Genomic DNA, 15,675 nt, shown 5'->3' with positions numbered 1-15,675 from the left:
TATGGAACAAACAATGCGCAAGGTATCCCTACTGGATTTAACTGCCCAGTATGAAGATATTAAACCTGAAATTAAACAAGCGGTGGATAACGTTCTGGAGAGCGGCAATTATATCATGGGTCCGTTCGTGAAAAACTTCGAGCAGGCGATGGCTGAATATTGCGGTACAAAGTATGCAATCGGCGTTGCCAATGGTACGGATGCTCTCCTGCTTACGCTTGATGCACTTGGTGTTGGAGCAGGAGATGAGGTTATCACGACACCGTTTACGTTCTTTGCTTCTGCGGAAGTCATCTCCCAGTTGGGTGCCACACCAGTATTTGTGGATATCGATCCGAGTACATACAACATGGATCCGGCCAAACTAGAGGCTGCTATTACACCAAGGACGAAAGCGATTATGCCGGTTCATATTTTCGGACAGCCGGTAGATATGGATGAAATACTGGAGATTGCAAACAAGCATAATGTTTCTGTTGTCGAGGATGCATGTCAGGCTATCGGTTCGAAATATAAAGGTCAGCGCATCGGTTCGCTTGGTACGGCTGGATGCTTCTCCTTCTTCCCGACGAAGAATCTGGGTGGATACGGTGATGGCGGTATCGTAGTAACGAATGACGAAGAGTTGGCCCGCAAAATTCAAATTCTGCGTGTCCATGGCAGCAATCCAAAATACTACCACTCCGTTATTGGTTACAACAGCCGTCTGGATGCACTGCAAGCGGCTATGCTGCAGGTAAAGCTGAAGTACATTGACCAGTGGAACCAGCAGCGCCGCGACAAAGCCGCTATTTATACCGAAGCGTTGAAGGATTTGTCCATTACACTGCCCCGGGTAAAAGAAAACCGTGAAGCCGTATTCCATCTATATATCATCCAAACCAAATATCGTGATGAATTGATGGATTACCTCAAAGAGCATGGCATTGCCTCCGGCGTGTATTATCCTGTTCCACTGCATAAGCAGGAAGTATACAGCAATCTCGGATATGAAGCTGGAAGCCTTGCCGAATCAGAGAAGGCTTCGCTTGGAACGATGGCATTGCCGCTCTATCCGGAACTATCGATGGACGATCAGGAATATGTTATCTCGGTTGTACGCGAATTTTTCGAAGCGAAGGGAGAGAGAGTATGACTCCATCAGTAGCAGCTGCTTCTTCACTAGCTGAAGAGCTTATCCAGAAAATCGAGCAAAAAACCGCAGTAATTGGGGTAGTCGGCCTTGGCTATGTCGGTTTGCCGCTTGCGGTAGAAAAGGCGAAAGCCGGATACAACGTAATTGGCTTCGATGTTCAGTCGAGTAAAGTGGACATGGTCAATGAAGGCATTAATTATATCGGAGACGTCGTTGATGATGATTTGCGCGAGATTGTACAGCAACAAAAGCTGCGTGCTACATCCGACTATTCGTTCATCAACGAAGTGGACGCGATCGCTATCTGCGTACCGACGCCGCTGGATACATATCAGCAGCCGGATACGAGCTATGTCGAGTCCTCCGCACGTGAAGTTGCCAAGTATTTGCATCCAGGTATGCTCGTTGTGCTTGAGAGCACAACGTATCCGGGCACCACAGAAGAATTGCTGAAGCCGATCCTTGAAGAATCCGGCCTTGCATGCGGGAAGGATTTCTTCCTGGCGTACTCGCCGGAACGCGTTGACCCTGGCAATAAGCACTACAATACGAAGAACACACCAAAAGTTGTCGGCGGAGTAACACCGAATTGCACGAAAGTAGCGGCGTCTATGTACCGTGCTGTGCTTGAGGGGGATGTACACGAAGTATCCAGCCCGGCTGTAGCGGAGCTGGAGAAGATTTATGAGAACACATTCCGTCACATCAATATCGCGCTAGCGAATGAAATGGCGATTCTCTGCAATAAGATGGGCATCGATGTCTGGGAGATGATCGATGCGGCCAAAACAAAACCATATGGATTTATGGCGTTCTATCCAGGCCCGGGGCTCGGCGGACATTGCATTCCGATCGACCCGTTCTATCTGACATGGAAGGCACGTGAGTATAACTATCACACACGTTTGATTGAGCTTGCAGGTGAGATTAACAATAGCATGCCGGAGTTTGTTGCCGAGCGTGCGGCCAACCTGTTGAACAAGGAAGGTAAGCCATTGAAAGGCTCTACTGTATACTTGCTCGGCGTAGCGTATAAGAAAGATATTAACGATATCCGGGAATCACCTGTGCTCAATATTATTGACATCCTGGAAGAAAAGGGAGCGAACATCGTATACAGTGATCCGCACATTCCGTCATTTAAGCGGCGCGGCAAGGAGTACCGTACGATGGAGCTAACGCAGGAAAGCTTGCAAAAGTCGGATCTCGTCATGGTGACGACCGATCATACTGCGTTCGATTACAGCCTGATCAGCCGGTTTGCGCCTGCCGTTCTTGATACACGGAATGCACTCAAAACTGAAGCGAAGCCGAAGCTCTATGAAATTCTATAGGAAATTGAGGGAGTACCATCAAGGGCATATGGATAAAGCAGGCCGGGTGGGTCAAAAGCATCCTTGTTTGCCTTGCTATTTTCTTCCTTTTCAGCACATTGTACTCCTGGTGGTACTCGCCGGGAGCTAATCGACAGGAGAAGGAGCTGTGGAAAGAAACAGTTACGCCATACTTGAGCCGAACGCTCGGCACAAGTCAGGAGATGTACGATGCAGGGCAAATGCTGATGGTTCCGCTGCATGCGGCGTTCACGATGCATGAGAAAAGATGGGAGCAGGAATTCTCGGGACATTTCGCCCGGGAGTTCGCCCGGCTTGAAGCGGAAAGCGGGAACGAGAAGATGGAAGATAGGCTGGGGAGACTGCAGTATTTATATCTTTCCAGCCGTTTTCTTGTTCTGGCTGCGCAGTCGGGTAAGCGAGAATTAATTCCGGTGTACATGCCGTCCGTTCTGTATCGTGAAGTGGAAAGGTTATGGAAGCAAGCGCCAGCCTGGCAATGGGGACGCAAGCCGTTTGAAGGCGGAATGAAAGAGCGCGTCGTATGGAAGCTCTCTGAACCGAAGACGGACAAGCATTACTATACGGCGATTATGGATGAAGAATTGTTCCTATTCGCGATTGCTGCTGATTTGCGGACATATGAACGGGAAACGTTTAACGGGACGATTGAATCGCCGGTAATTACCGACGTACTGGCTACAGCGGATAAGGCCTTTCGTCAAGGCGTGAAATTTAGAGGGGACGGGCGCTGGGTATTCCAGCCCGGCATCTGGTCGGACCATCCGGATTATTTGTATGCGGGCCGACGGGAGAAGAAAGCGAGCATGAAACCAGCCCCTGTTAAAGATATTGCCTGGGATACATCGCACAGCCATCGCTTTCCGCTCTGGCTGCTGAGCATGTCGCAGGCACAGCAGAAAGACTCGGCGAATCGCAGGTTTTATGAGGCGCTGCGCAAGGGAATGGAAAAACAATTTTACGAGCAAGTATTGGTTCAGCCATCGCGTGATTTTCCGGCTTATCGAACGAAGAATTTCATTGACGGGCGAAATGGCGTATACCGCTGGGGCTACAAAAGTCTTGGTGCAGATAATGGCTACGGACCATACGAGCTTTCCGATACGCTGTTGCTTGGCTGGTGGACGTTCCTTGATTCAGAGAGGATTCGCCATGTATACAGTAAAATGTCGCAGCAGTTTCCCGGTGTTGCTAATGTGGCGGGCATCTACAATGAGCCGGATACGCCACGCAAGCAAGCGTCAACACAACAGCAAGTAAAGCTTCGCTCACTGCTGATGGATTTATCGAGCGGAATGGAAGTGAAACTGAAAAACTAACGGGAAGAAAGGAGTGAACAATAGTCCTTTGCTTGGAAATGTTGGAATTATGACGCGGGTAAAAAAGTTCTTTTCCGGGGGTTCGTTTATCCGCAATGTATTGGTATTAACAGGTGGAACCGCATTCGCCCAGCTGCTGGTGGTGGCAGCCTCCCCGCTGTTAACCCGGATGTACCGGCCCGAAGACTTTGGAACGCTGGCTGTATATGCTTCATTGCTCTCCGTTTTGGCAGTGATAGCATCATTACGTTATGAATTGGCCATTCTCCTACCGGATACAGAAGAAGATGCGGCGAACATAATGGTTCTATCACTGCTTACGCTGGCAGGAATGACCATGCTGACCGGCATTCTTGTATGGGTGTTCGGAGATGTACTCATACAGCAGGTTAATGCCCCTGCGCTGCGCCCGTACCTCTGGCTTTTGCCTTGTAGCTTATGCGGTGTCGGGCTTTATCAAATTCTTAACTATTGGTCGGTGCGCAAACGGGAATTCGGACGCGTCGCCGCTACGAAGGTACGGCAGAGTATGGCACAGGTGATTACACAAATTATCTGTGGCCTTATGGTCTGGCGTCCGCTAGGTCTTCTGCTGGGGGATGCTATCGGTCGAATTGGTGGCAGCGGAACGCTGGCGCGTAGCGTATTCCGGACAGACCGTGCAGCGCTTAAAGCCGTATCCGGCACTCGTATGAAACAAATGGCCATACGCTATAAGCGTTTTCCGCTTCTGACCAGTTTCTCATCGCTGTTTAACAGTGCGGGCTTGCAATTGCCGCCACTTCTGCTCGTGATGTTCTTCGGAACGCAGATCGGCGGATTTTATGCGCTTGTACAGCGAGTTGTTGGTGCACCGATGACAATGGTGGGCCAATCGGTCGCCCAGGTATTCTTTGGCGAATCGGCCCGACTGGCACGGGAGAATCCGGTCGCGCTGAAAAAGCTATATTTCAAGGCAGCAAGCAAGCTGTTTTTGCTCGGCGGCATTCCGATTGGTCTGCTGGCATCGATCGCTCCATGGGCATTCGAATTGATTTTTGGTGATGAATGGGGAGAAGCGGGCACCTACATCCAGATTATGGCGCTTGGTTTTATCGCGCAGTTCGTCGTCGTACCGCTATCGCAGACGTTGAACATGCTGGAGCGCCAGGGGGTGCAGCTGGTCTGGGATATTTTCCGATTTGTCGTCATCATTGGGGGCCTGGTGCTGTCGGCAGTACTGAAGCTTCCGGCCAGAGAAGCAATGGTCATCTATGGCGCAGGCATGTTCATCTGCTATGCGGTGCTATTCTTCCTGTCGGCACAGGCTGTCATCCAACATTCCAAAAAAGGAATACAGCATGAACAACATCAAGGGTAGAATGCTCCTGTTTCTCGGCGCTCTTATTTATGGCGGACTGTTGAGCTGGGTTTATATTCATTCGGTCTCCCCGGCTTTCGCGTACATGGGCTATGTCTATCATTCGCCTTCCTCATCCATGGTGGTGCTGGCTTTTGCAGCAGCGGCTTTGCCTGCGCTATGGATGCCGCTGGTGGTGAAACGTCCTTCACAGGTGGTGTACTGGATTCTATATGTGTTAGTTTACATTCCAGCGTCCATTATTCCTTATTATACGCTGAGGATGGAAGACGGCCAAATCGCAGCGTTTTCGCTGTCATTATTAGCTGCGTTCGCTACTCTGGGTGCAACCACCCGCCTGCCGTATCTGCCGATTCGCCGCCTTGAATTGCCACCGGTATTGTTCTGGCTTGGCATTGCACTTATTAGTGCCGTTTTCTACGGGCTTATTGTTGCCACATACGGAATTCGGTTTGATGTAGGTGCTCTATCAGACGTATATGATGTGCGAGAGAAATACAAAGAGAGCGGCGGCGGTGCCGTATCCTATGCCATTGCCTGGCAATCAGGCGTTATCAACCCCCTCATCATGGCATACGGCCTGGTAACGAGGAAGCCAGGATTGGTAGCGGCTGGTTTGTTCGGTCAGATGTTTATTTTCTCGATAACCGGACAGAAAAGCATTTTTTTCTCGCTTCTGCTCAATATTGTTCTATTGCTTCTATTGAAACGCAAGAAGAGCGGGTTCGGGATTAGCATGCTATACGGTGCTATCATATTCACCGCATTTTGTGTACTCGTGGATGCTTTTCTTGGGAATATCATGCTCGTATCGCTGTTCGTACGTCGGCTCATTTTGACGCCGGGTCTTCTGACTGGCTATTACTACGAGTTTTTCACGAACAATCCGCAGGTGCACCTGGCTCACAGCATATTCAAAAGCTTTCTGGATTATCCGTATACGATGAAGCCGGTATACGTTATCGGTTATCAGTACATGGGCAGCGCATCACTTGCAGCGAACGCTAATCTGTGGGCTGATAGCTATGCTAATTTCGGACACTTAGGGTTGTTCGTATTCACGATGCTATTAGGGGCGGTGCTGTGGCTGTTCGATAGTATTACCCGGCATTGCGAATATCAGGTGAAATGCCTGATGCTTGGCATACCGGCATTTGCGCTATCCAATTCGGCGCTTTTGACTACTCTTCTTACCCACGGCATTCTTCTTGCTCTTATCCTGGCCTATATCCTACCAGGCATAAAGAAGAAGGAGGGTGAGGCGGTGCTCGCTCCTGAAGACATCTGGAAGAAGCGTATGCCGCCATCACCTGTTGCTTCATTATCACAATATACGGAGCGTGACTTATGAGAAATTTTGTAATTTGCCACCTCACATCCGTTCATCCACCGATGGATACAAGGATTTTTACAAAAGAATGCAGCTCGCTTGCAGGTGCCGGATATGAGACGCATCTTATCGCGCCGGATGCGCCTGAAGGTATGCATAACGGTGTCCGCTTTCATTCGATTACACGTGGCCGGGGCAGGCTGAACCGTATGACCAAAACAGTAAGCGACGTTTACCGCAAAGCGATAGAAATCGATGCGGATGCGTATCATTTTCATGATCCGGAATTGCTTCCGGTAGGCTTGCTGCTCAAGATAAAAGGCAAAAAAGTTGTTTATGATGTGCATGAGGATGTGCCGCGGCAAATTCTCTCAAAGTATTGGATACCTGCACCGCTGCGCAAGGTTATTTCCCGTACGTTTGAAGTGTTCGAGAACTTCGCAGCAAAACGATTTGATGCGATCGCAGCGGCTACACCATTCATCAGCAAGCGGTTCGCCCGGATTGGCTGCTACTCCCTGTATGTTAACAATTACCCGCTTCTAGCTGAATTCGTGATGCCAGAGCGGGATTGGTCACGCAAGGAGCAGGCCGCTACATATATAGGCGGTATTAGCGTGAAACGCGGCATTCAAGAGATGGTAAAAGCAATGGAAAGAACGGATGCGAAGTTGCTGTTGGCAGGTAAGTTCATTCCAGAATCGCTACGTGAAGAGACGACGAGAATTCCGGGCTGGGAGCGTGTAGAGGAATTCGGGCATGTGAGTCGCGGGGAAGTACAGCAAATATTGGGACGCAGCATGGCCGGACTGGTTACGCTCCATCCGATTATCAATTATAAAGATGCGCTCCCTGTAAAGATGTTCGAATATATGGCCGCAGGTATTCCTGTCATCGCTTCTGATTTTCCGCTCTGGCGCGAGATTGTCGAAGGGAATGAATGCGGCATTTGCGTCGATCCGCTTGATGACAAGCAGATCGCTGAAGCGATTCAATATCTTGTCAGCCATCCTGAAGAAGCTCAGCGAATGGGCGACAATGGTCGACGCGCTATCGAGGAGAAATACAGCTGGGAGATGGAAGCCAAAAAGCTTGTGGCGATGTATGAAAGCTTTGGCCCCGGAGCGCAGCGAACGTTGCCGCTTCAAAAGCAGGTATCCTCACAGTAAAAGAACCATCTTACTCCGCAGAGAAAGGGGGAGAGAAAAAAGAAATGAACATTTGGATTTTCAACCATTATGCAATCGCGCCTGGTGCAAGCGGAGGAACACGTCACTATGATCTGGCGCGAGAGCTTGTAAAACGCAATTACAACGTAACTATTTTCGCCTCTTCTTTCTCTCATCAGGAACGCAAGGAGCGCTACATTCCGGAGCCGGGTATGAAGTGGAAGGAGGAGACATATAATGGCGTCCGCTTCGTCTGGATAAAAACCCCGGAGTATAAGCGTAATGACTGGCGACGAGTTGCCAATATGCTGAGCTATACCGTGCAATCATATATGCTGGGCAAGAAAAGGAACGAAAAACCGGACCTTATTATCGGAACGCTTATGCATCCGCTGGCTGCGCTGGTTGGCTGTATGCTGGCACGCAAATATAAGTGCACCTTCTATTTCGAGGAGCGCGACCTATGGCCGCAAACACTTATCGATTTAGGCAAAGTGTCCCGCGGCAATCCGGTTGTCTGGCTACTTCGCAAGCTGGAACATTTCTTATACAGGAATGCGCGGCGGATTATCGTCTTATTTGACAAAGCCGATCAGTATGTTGCCGGGCAAGGCTTTGATATCGAAAAGGTGGTCTACCTGCCGAATGGAGCAGACCTGGCTCGGTACAACCAGGATACTCTCCTAGCCAATGATCTGGAGCAGGTATTCGCTTCTCTGGAAGGGAAACTTGTTGTCACATATACAGGGGCGCATGGTATTGCCAATCATCTCGATCCGATACTGGATGCGGCTGGCATTCTTAAGGATAGGGACAATAGCATTCATTTCGTTATGGTAGGGGACGGGCCGGAGAAGCAGCGGCTTGTGGAACGGTCAAGACAGGAGAAGCTCACCAACATTACATTCGTTCCTCCGGTCAAAAAAGAAGACATTCCGGCTATCCTGCTTCGTTCCGATGTGGGCGTGATTTCCATGCAGGATGCGGAGATTTATAAGTGGGGATTTAGCTTAAATAAGATGTACGACTATATGGCTGCATCTCTCCCGATTGTTCTGCTGTGTCAGCTTGAGGAAACACCGATAGAGATGTCCGGTGCCGGGATGAAGGTTAACAATTCGCAGCAGATGGCTGAATCGCTGCAATTCCTGGCATTGAACCGTACTGCGCTGCGGCAGATGGGCAAGAAGGGCCGCGCGTATGTAGAGAACAATCATGCATGGAAGCAACTCGCTTACCGCTTGATGAATGTGATCGAGAAAGATATACCGATACATGATGTAAATGCTGTGTCGGTACAGGCGGTACGAACCCTATCGAAAAATGAGAGGAAGGAATACAACGCATGAATATTACGTTTGGAAAGAACACCATTATCGAAGATTCGGTCGTATTGGGTGAGAATATCACCATTGGTCATAATGTGATCATTTACGAAGGCAGTGTTATCGGAGATAACGTCATCATTCAGGACAATGTCATTATTGGTAAGCAGCCAACCAAAGCAAAAAACTCGGTTTTAAAAGAAGTGAAGAAAAATCCCCCCGTTGTTATCGGCGATGGCTGCACGATTGGAACGTCATCTATTATTTATGCCGGTGCGGTATTGGAAAACGATGTCTTCGTCGCTGACCTTGCTACCATTAGGGAGCGTGTAACAGTGGGAGAGAAAACGATTGTTGGTCGCGGCGTCGCCATCGAGAATGACTGCACGATTGGACGCAAGTGCAAGCTGGAGACGAATTGCTATATTACAGCATATTCTAATCTGGGCAACCATGTATTCGTTGCACCTTGCGTCGTGACCAGCAACGATAACTATATGGCCCGTAGCAAAGAGCGCTTTGGCAAGATGAAGGGTGTGACGGTGAAGGACGGAGGCCGCATCGGGGCAAATGCGATTACATTGCCGGGCATTACGATCGAAGAAGACGGAACGGTTGCGGCGGGCAGTATCGTCACCCGCGATGTGAAGAGAGAAGAACTGGTTATTGGCATTCCGGCCAAGAAACTGCGGGATGTACCGCAGGCTCAGCTGCTGCGCAACCAAGAGTAATGTATACAGAGCAGCGAAACGGAGGGAGAAGCATGGTGAAACGGTCATTCGATCTTGTTTGCTCACTTTCCCTGCTATTCATTACGTTCCCAATTATCGGCGTATGCGCTCTGCTGGTTCGTCGCAAGCTTGGCACGCCGGTTCTGTTTAAACAGGAGCGTCCCGGGCTTCACGGCAAACCATTCCATATTTATAAGTTCCGCACGATGACGGATGAGCGGGACGGGCAGGGGGAGCTGCTTCCGGATGATGTGCGTTTGACCCGGTTCGGTCGGTTGTTGCGTAAGCTTAGTCTTGATGAGCTGCCGCAGTTATTTAACGTAGTGAAGGGCGATATCAGTCTTGTTGGACCGCGTCCGCTGCTGATGGAATACTTGCCCCGATACACGCCGCGGCAGGCCCGCCGTCATGAGGTTAAACCAGGCATTACCGGATGGGCACAAGTAAACGGACGTAATGCGATTAGCTGGGAGGAGAAATTCGAGCTCGATGTGTGGTATGTCGAGAATCGATCGTTTTGGCTTGATTTGAAGATTTTGTGGCTGACCTTTTTTAAGGTCGTTCGCTCAGAAGGTGTTAGCAAAGAGGGCCATGCGACTATGACGAAGTTTATGGGACAGGCACAGACGCATGAAAACGAACGAAAGAAGGCGTAAGGATGACAAATCAGCGGATTTACTTATCTCCGCCACATATGGGCGGAGAAGAGCAGAAATACATTGCCGAGGCGTTCGAGACGAACTGGATTGCGCCGCTCGGCCCGAATGTAGAAGGTTTTGAACGAGAGTTGGCCGAGTATGTTGGCGTACAGGGAGCGCTTGCACTTAGTTCCGGTACGGCAGCCATTCATCTTGCGTTGCGTTTGCTGGATGTTGGTGCAGACGATATAGTATTTTGCTCCAGCCTGACCTTTGTAGCTAGCGCTAATCCCGTATTGTACCAGGGTGCGACTCCAGTATTTATTGATTCAGAGCCGAACACATGGAATATGTCGCCGGCCGCGCTGGAGAGAGCGATGCAGGATGCCGAGGCGGCAGGTACGCTTCCAAAAGCAGTCATCATTGTTAATTTGTATGGGCAAAGCGCAAATATGGAACCGCTGCTGGCCATTTGTGACCGATATGGTGTGCCGGTTATCGAAGATGCAGCCGAATCGCTTGGCGCGGCCTATAAAGGAAAAAGCAGCGGTACGTTTGGAAGATTCGGTATTTACTCCTTTAACGGCAACAAAATCATCTCCACGTCCGGCGGAGGCATGCTCGTCTCTGATGATATCGAAGCATTGGAGAAAGCGCGCTTTTGGTCTACACAGTCCCGTGATCAGGCTCGCCACTATCAGCACAGTGAGCTTGGCTACAACTACCGTATGAGCAACATTCTGGCCGGAGTCGGCAGGGGACAGCTGCGCGTGCTTGATAATCGGATTCAGGCTCGTCGAGCGGTATTTGATCGTTATGTGAGTGCGTTGGCTGATGTCCCTGGTTTCGCATTTATGCCGGAAGCAGAAGAAGGGTATACAACCCGCTGGCTAACGGCGCTGACGGTGGACGAGCGGGTGACAGGCATTAGTGCTGTACAGATTGTCGATGCGCTTGCCGAAGAGAATATTGAAGCGCGCCCGGTGTGGAAGCCGCTGCATTTGCAGCCGCTGTTTACGGGTTGTAGCTATTATCCGCATACGGAAAATCGCAGCGTATCGGACGAGCTATTCGTGAATGGATTATGTCTGCCTTCCGGTTCGAGTCTAACGGTGGAAGAACAGGAGCGGGTAATTGCAGGTGTGAAGCGTGCTATACAAGTCGTATGCGAAAAATGACGGAAGTAGGTGAAACCGCATGAAGTATTCCAAAAGAATTATGCTGTTGCTTGCGGTGGATTCGTTTATCGTATTGGGTTCGGTATTTATCAGCTATTTATTACGGTTCGAAGCCCGAATTCCTGAGCCGTTCTGGGATAGCATGCCGTATGCGATGGGGGGGATTTGGCTGGTCACCTACGCCGTGTTTTATTTTTCCAACCTGTATCGTCGGGTATGGAAGTATGCGAGCGTAGGGGAACTGGTGCTGATTATCCGGACAACGACGGTCGCGCTTGGCATGAATTTGCTATTGTATGCTGCGGTGCGTATGTCCGGCATGGATATTGGGATTCCGCTGACCGTCTTTCTGCTATCATGGATGACTACGACGATAGGTATTGCTGGTTCGCGCCTTCTCTGGCGCATCGTACGCGGCAGCCAGGTGAAAATCCAGCCACATCACAAGAAAGCGCTCATCGTAGGTGCAGGCGACGCGGGTACGCTGGTAGCGAAAGAGCTAAAGCATTTTCCTGATACGACGTTGTACCCGGTGGCATTTATCGATGATGACCCGGCCAAGCTGTATATGGAAGTCGGAGGGCTGCCAGTCGTCGGGATGAGACGGGATATTCCAGCCGTCGTTAAGCGACTTGGCATTGATACGATCGTACTGGCGCTGCCATCCGCTGCGAAGTCGGATACGGCCAATGTTATCAACATCTGCAAGAAAACGTCCGCCAGCATTAAGATTTTACCGCGCGTTAGTGATGTAATACACGGCAACGTATCCATCAGTACAATCCGCGATGTAAATGTCGAGGATCTGCTGGGCCGTGATCCGGTGGCAGTCGATCTGAAAGGCATCGCAGAATATGTGACAAATAAAACGGTGCTTATTACTGGTGCAGGCGGCTCGATCGGCTCGGAGCTGTCACGCCAAATCGCCGGATTCCAACCAGAGAAGCTGTTATTGCTCGGACATGGGGAGAACAGTATTTATGCGATTGAAAATGAATTAAAGCGTAAATATCCAGGCTTGGCGTATGAGACGGTTATCGCCGATGTTCAGGATCGGCAGCGAATGGTTGAAGTATTCGATTTGTACCGTCCGTCTGTTGTCTTCCATGCGGCGGCGCATAAGCATGTGCCACTAATGGAACGCAATCCGGCTGAAGCAATTAAAAACAATGTAATCGGCACAAAGAATGTAGCGCAGTGCGCTAACCTCTTTGGGGTGGAGCGCTTCGTTATGATTTCAACTGATAAGGCGGTCAACCCGACAAGCGTGATGGGAACGACCAAACGAATTGCCGAAATGATTGTGCAAAGCTTAAATCGCCGCAGTACCACCAAGTTTGTTGCTGTTCGGTTTGGCAACGTGCTTGGCAGCCGGGGCAGCGTCATCCCGATTTTTAAACAGCAAATCAGGGAGGGCGGTCCGGTAACGGTCACCCACCCGGAGATGGTTCGTTATTTCATGACGATTCCGGAGGCTGTACAGCTGGTCATTCAGGCGGGCGCTATTGCTGAAGGTGGTGAGACGTTTGTGCTGGATATGGGAGAACCGGTGAAAATCGCCAAGCTGGCACATGATCTCATTCGCCTGTCCGGGCTGGAGCCGGATCGGGATATTAGAGTGGAATACACTGGCATGCGTCCTGGTGAGAAGCTATATGAGGAATTGCTGACAGCAGAAGAAGGTACGGCAGGAACGACGCACGACCGTATTTTTATCGGTAAGCCCGCCGTTTTCTCGGTTAAGGAATTCATGGCGAAGCTTGAAAAGCTGGAGCGAGCCGCTTTCAACAACTATATGCCGGTAGAACCGGAACACCTAAAGGCCATGCTGAAAGACCTCGTACCGACATATCAACTGGCGGCATCTGACCTGGAAGAAGCGAAGAATAGACAGAAAGCGGCGGAAGCTGTCGTACATCGGCGGAAGCTGGAGGTGGCGCTCGGCGCCGAAAAGTGACGGGGAGTTGATAGCTGTTGATTACAAGAACCGCAGACAAGGGGCTGGATCAGAAGGCCCTGACCGATATCTTGCTTGATATTTACGAGAAGGGTGAACAACTACAAGCAGTCGATACGAGAGACATTGTCTCGCATATTGTATTCCAGCTCAAACCATTCATAGAGGGCGAGCCGGGATATGATTGAGTTGATGGGAATTTCACGCCATTACCGGGATGGCAGGGAGAAAATTGCTGTGCTTGAGAATGTGAACCTGCGTATACAGCAAGGAGAATTCGTCTCCATTCTGGGACCGTCCGGTTCAGGTAAATCTACACTGCTTACGATTCTCGGTCTGCTGGACAAACCGGATACGGGAACATACTTGCTGTCCGGAGAAGATGTGACACGGTATGGCGATGGAAAGCTGGCTGCTATCCGCAACCGCTATATCGGCTTTGTTTTTCAGCAGTTTATGCTCATTCCCCGGCTAACGGTAGGAGAGAATGTGGCGCTGCCATTGCAGTACGCTCCGCTATCCGGCAGAGAACGCCGCAGACAGGTGGATGAAGCGCTCGAACAGGTCGGAATGCTTGCACGTAAGAAAGAGCTGCCGACAAACCTATCTGGAGGACAGAAGCAAAAAGTAGCCATTGCCCGTGCGATTGTGGCCTCTCCCTCTCTGCTGCTGGCTGATGAGCCAACAGGGAATCTTGATATTGATTCCAAGCGAGAGATCGTTTCCATTCTCAAGCGGTTGAATGGACAGGGGCATACGATTGTGCTCGTTACGCATGATACGGAACTTGCGGAAATTGCGGATCGAATTCTGTATGTTCGTAATCGTACCCTTGTCCCATATGGTGAAGCAGCCGTCAAGGGAGCGGGTCTTGGATGATAATACGGAACTTGAGGATGGCGCTGCGCGGCATCTGGATGTATCGGGGCCGTTCATTCCTTGCTTTGCTTGGCGTTGCTGTTGCTGCGTTTCTTGTTATATCGCTGATGTCTGTCTTGTACAATTTCAACCAGACACTGCTCAGGCAATTCTCTGGACTTGGCGCCCAGCAGATTACGGTCATACCCGGCAAGCTCATGAACAAAAAAGCCATTGATAGCGGTCTATCCGACTTCGCTTCATTTGCACCAGCTGCAAGTACATTGACGTACAAAGATGCAGTAGATGTAAAAAGGCAGATTGCAGGTGTGGATAAAGCAGCGCCACAGAATGAAGTCATGGGAGCGCTTGTACATGAGAAGAAGGGATATGACATGATTTTTACCGGTACAACACCGGATTTGCCGCCCTTACTCGACACGCAGGTTGCCGAGGGACGCTTCTTTACCCAGCAGGAAGTAGAGCAGCACAAGCATGTTATTGTGCTTGGTTCTAACATTAAGAACAATGTATTTGGTAATGCATCAGCCATTGGTAAGCAGGTAAAAGTTAACGGCGAACAATTTGAGGTTATCGGAGTGTTGAGCAAGAAGCAGATGTTCGGCTTCAATATTGATGACCGCGTGTACGCTCCGTATCATGTGGTAGCGAAGATAGGGAAGACGGAGAACGCTTCGCTGCTATTTTTTACCGCCAGGAACGCAGAGAATGTAGCACAGGTAGAAAAGCAGATTAACCATGTGATAGGCAAGAATCATGGAAAGAAAGATTTTAATCTCGTAAAAGCGGAAGATGCAGTCCATGTCATCCAGACGGTACTTAACCTAGCCGGAACAATTACGCTTGCCATTACCGGTATCGCGTTTCTTGTCGGCGGTATTGGTATTATGAATGTCATGCTGTTGACAGTGAAAGAACGAACCCGGGAGATCGGCATTCGCAAAGCGGTTGGAGCCAGATCGTGGCATATTTTAAGCCAGTTTTTGTTCGAATCCGTCTTTCTTAGCGTCGTAGGTGCCGTGCTTGGGCTTGCAGCAACGTATGGGGCGATAGATTGGATTCATCATTACTTCCCGATTCTATCAAATCACATTCCGCTAGAGATGGTCGCGTACACGATCGTATTTTCCATCGGTGCAGGACTTCTGTTCGGTACGATCCCGGCTCTTCGTGCGGTGCGGATTCCTCCGATTGAAGCGTTGCGGTATGAATAGGCAATGGCAGGTGAAAAACGTGCACGGAGCCTTTCGTCTCCCTCTTCGCGCCTACCCAGATGTTTTGCAGTCCCGCCTGGCTGAG

At 50.1% G+C, this 15,675-nt stretch carries 14 protein-coding genes; all 14 read left to right on the top strand.

Annotated features, from left to right (window positions below):
* Nucleotide 1: 1 nt before the first annotated feature.
* The 14 genes from HMPREF0083_RS23500 to HMPREF0083_RS23440 all read left to right on the top strand — a co-directional run bounded on the left by HMPREF0083_RS23500 (nucleotide 2) and on the right by HMPREF0083_RS23440 (nucleotide 15,590).
* Complete coding sequence (locus HMPREF0083_RS23500) at nucleotides 2-1,135, top strand: DegT/DnrJ/EryC1/StrS family aminotransferase (RefSeq protein ID WP_021624409.1); 1,134 nt, start codon at nucleotides 2-4, stop codon at nucleotides 1,133-1,135.
* Entirely contained in the window at nucleotides 1,132-2,469 is a 1,338-nt protein-coding gene (locus HMPREF0083_RS23495) for a nucleotide sugar dehydrogenase (protein WP_021624408.1), read from the top strand. Before HMPREF0083_RS23500 ends, HMPREF0083_RS23495 begins: the two co-directional genes overlap by 4 nt.
* Nucleotides 2,470-2,642: 173 nt before the next feature.
* Nucleotides 2,643-3,809: a hypothetical protein gene (locus tag HMPREF0083_RS23490; protein ID WP_040304700.1), complete on the top strand. Its 1,167-nt coding sequence runs from the start codon at nucleotides 2,643-2,645 to the stop codon at nucleotides 3,807-3,809.
* A gap of 13 nt (nucleotides 3,810-3,822) precedes the next feature.
* Nucleotides 3,823-5,169, top strand: a complete 1,347-nt coding sequence (locus HMPREF0083_RS23485; protein WP_051354784.1) for a lipopolysaccharide biosynthesis protein — start codon at nucleotides 3,823-3,825, stop codon at nucleotides 5,167-5,169.
* The gene (locus HMPREF0083_RS23480; protein ID WP_021624405.1) at nucleotides 5,150-6,520 is read left to right on the top strand and encodes a hypothetical protein; all 1,371 of its coding nucleotides are present in this window, start codon (nucleotides 5,150-5,152) and stop codon (nucleotides 6,518-6,520) included. Before HMPREF0083_RS23485 ends, HMPREF0083_RS23480 begins: the two co-directional genes overlap by 20 nt.
* Nucleotides 6,517-7,668: a glycosyltransferase family 4 protein gene (locus HMPREF0083_RS23475; RefSeq protein WP_040304698.1), complete on the top strand. Its 1,152-nt coding sequence runs from the start codon at nucleotides 6,517-6,519 to the stop codon at nucleotides 7,666-7,668. Before HMPREF0083_RS23480 ends, HMPREF0083_RS23475 begins: the two co-directional genes overlap by 4 nt.
* A 44-nt stretch (nucleotides 7,669-7,712) precedes the next feature.
* Complete coding sequence (locus HMPREF0083_RS23470) at nucleotides 7,713-9,017, top strand: glycosyltransferase family 4 protein (protein WP_021624403.1); 1,305 nt, start codon at nucleotides 7,713-7,715, stop codon at nucleotides 9,015-9,017.
* Nucleotides 9,014-9,724 carry an acyltransferase gene (locus tag HMPREF0083_RS23465; RefSeq protein ID WP_021624402.1) on the top strand — a complete coding sequence of 237 codons (711 nt, stop codon included), beginning with the start codon at nucleotides 9,014-9,016 and terminating at the stop codon, nucleotides 9,722-9,724. The genes HMPREF0083_RS23470 and HMPREF0083_RS23465 overlap by 4 nt, the downstream gene beginning before the upstream one ends.
* 35 nt (nucleotides 9,725-9,759) lie before the next feature.
* Complete coding sequence (locus HMPREF0083_RS23460) at nucleotides 9,760-10,380, top strand: sugar transferase (RefSeq protein ID WP_051354787.1); 621 nt, start codon at nucleotides 9,760-9,762, stop codon at nucleotides 10,378-10,380.
* Nucleotides 10,381-10,382: 2 nt separating this feature from the next.
* On the top strand, nucleotides 10,383-11,540 hold the full coding sequence (locus HMPREF0083_RS23455; protein WP_040304694.1) for a DegT/DnrJ/EryC1/StrS family aminotransferase: 1,158 nt from the start codon (nucleotides 10,383-10,385) through the stop codon (nucleotides 11,538-11,540).
* A 19-nt stretch (nucleotides 11,541-11,559) separates the two neighbouring features.
* Nucleotides 11,560-13,497, top strand: coding sequence for a polysaccharide biosynthesis protein (locus HMPREF0083_RS23450; protein WP_021624399.1), 1,938 nt, complete (start codon nucleotides 11,560-11,562; stop codon nucleotides 13,495-13,497).
* Between the two features lie 17 nt (nucleotides 13,498-13,514).
* Nucleotides 13,515-13,685 carry a YwzD family small protein gene (locus HMPREF0083_RS28515; RefSeq protein WP_021624398.1) on the top strand — a complete coding sequence of 57 codons (171 nt, stop codon included), beginning with the start codon at nucleotides 13,515-13,517 and terminating at the stop codon, nucleotides 13,683-13,685.
* Entirely contained in the window at nucleotides 13,678-14,376 is a 699-nt protein-coding gene (locus tag HMPREF0083_RS23445; RefSeq protein ID WP_021624397.1) for an ABC transporter ATP-binding protein, read from the top strand. Before HMPREF0083_RS28515 ends, HMPREF0083_RS23445 begins: the two co-directional genes overlap by 8 nt.
* The gene (locus HMPREF0083_RS23440) at nucleotides 14,373-15,590 is read left to right on the top strand and encodes an ABC transporter permease (RefSeq protein ID WP_021624396.1); all 1,218 of its coding nucleotides are present in this window, start codon (nucleotides 14,373-14,375) and stop codon (nucleotides 15,588-15,590) included. Before HMPREF0083_RS23445 ends, HMPREF0083_RS23440 begins: the two co-directional genes overlap by 4 nt.
* Nucleotides 15,591-15,675 lie beyond the last annotated feature (85 nt).

The sequence above is a fragment of the Aneurinibacillus aneurinilyticus ATCC 12856 genome (assembly GCF_000466385.1).
Classification (GTDB): Bacteria; Bacillota; Bacilli; order Aneurinibacillales; family Aneurinibacillaceae; genus Aneurinibacillus; species Aneurinibacillus aneurinilyticus.
The sequence above is the reverse complement of the archived record's forward strand: the minus strand, read 5'-3'. Positions and strand labels throughout refer to the sequence as shown.

Excerpts from the sequence above, each read along its gene's own strand:
- HMPREF0083_RS23500 (WP_021624409.1), top strand. The coding sequence starts at position 2 with ATGGAACAAACAATGCGCAAGGTATCCCTACTGGATTTAACTGCCCAG.
- HMPREF0083_RS23495 (WP_021624408.1), top strand. The coding sequence starts at position 1,132 with ATGACTCCATCAGTAGCAGCTGCTTCTTCACTAGCTGAAGAGCTTATC.
- HMPREF0083_RS23480 (WP_021624405.1), top strand. The coding sequence starts at position 5,150 with ATGAACAACATCAAGGGTAGAATGCTCCTGTTTCTCGGCGCTCTTATT.
- HMPREF0083_RS23475 (WP_040304698.1), top strand. The coding sequence starts at position 6,517 with ATGAGAAATTTTGTAATTTGCCACCTCACATCCGTTCATCCACCGATG.
- HMPREF0083_RS23470 (WP_021624403.1), top strand. The coding sequence starts at position 7,713 with ATGAACATTTGGATTTTCAACCATTATGCAATCGCGCCTGGTGCAAGC.
- HMPREF0083_RS23465 (WP_021624402.1), top strand. The coding sequence starts at position 9,014 with ATGAATATTACGTTTGGAAAGAACACCATTATCGAAGATTCGGTCGTA.
- HMPREF0083_RS23455 (WP_040304694.1), top strand. The coding sequence starts at position 10,383 with ATGACAAATCAGCGGATTTACTTATCTCCGCCACATATGGGCGGAGAA.
- HMPREF0083_RS23450 (WP_021624399.1), top strand. The coding sequence starts at position 11,560 with ATGAAGTATTCCAAAAGAATTATGCTGTTGCTTGCGGTGGATTCGTTT.
- HMPREF0083_RS23445 (WP_021624397.1), top strand. The coding sequence starts at position 13,678 with ATGATTGAGTTGATGGGAATTTCACGCCATTACCGGGATGGCAGGGAG.
- HMPREF0083_RS23440 (WP_021624396.1), top strand. The coding sequence starts at position 14,373 with ATGATAATACGGAACTTGAGGATGGCGCTGCGCGGCATCTGGATGTAT.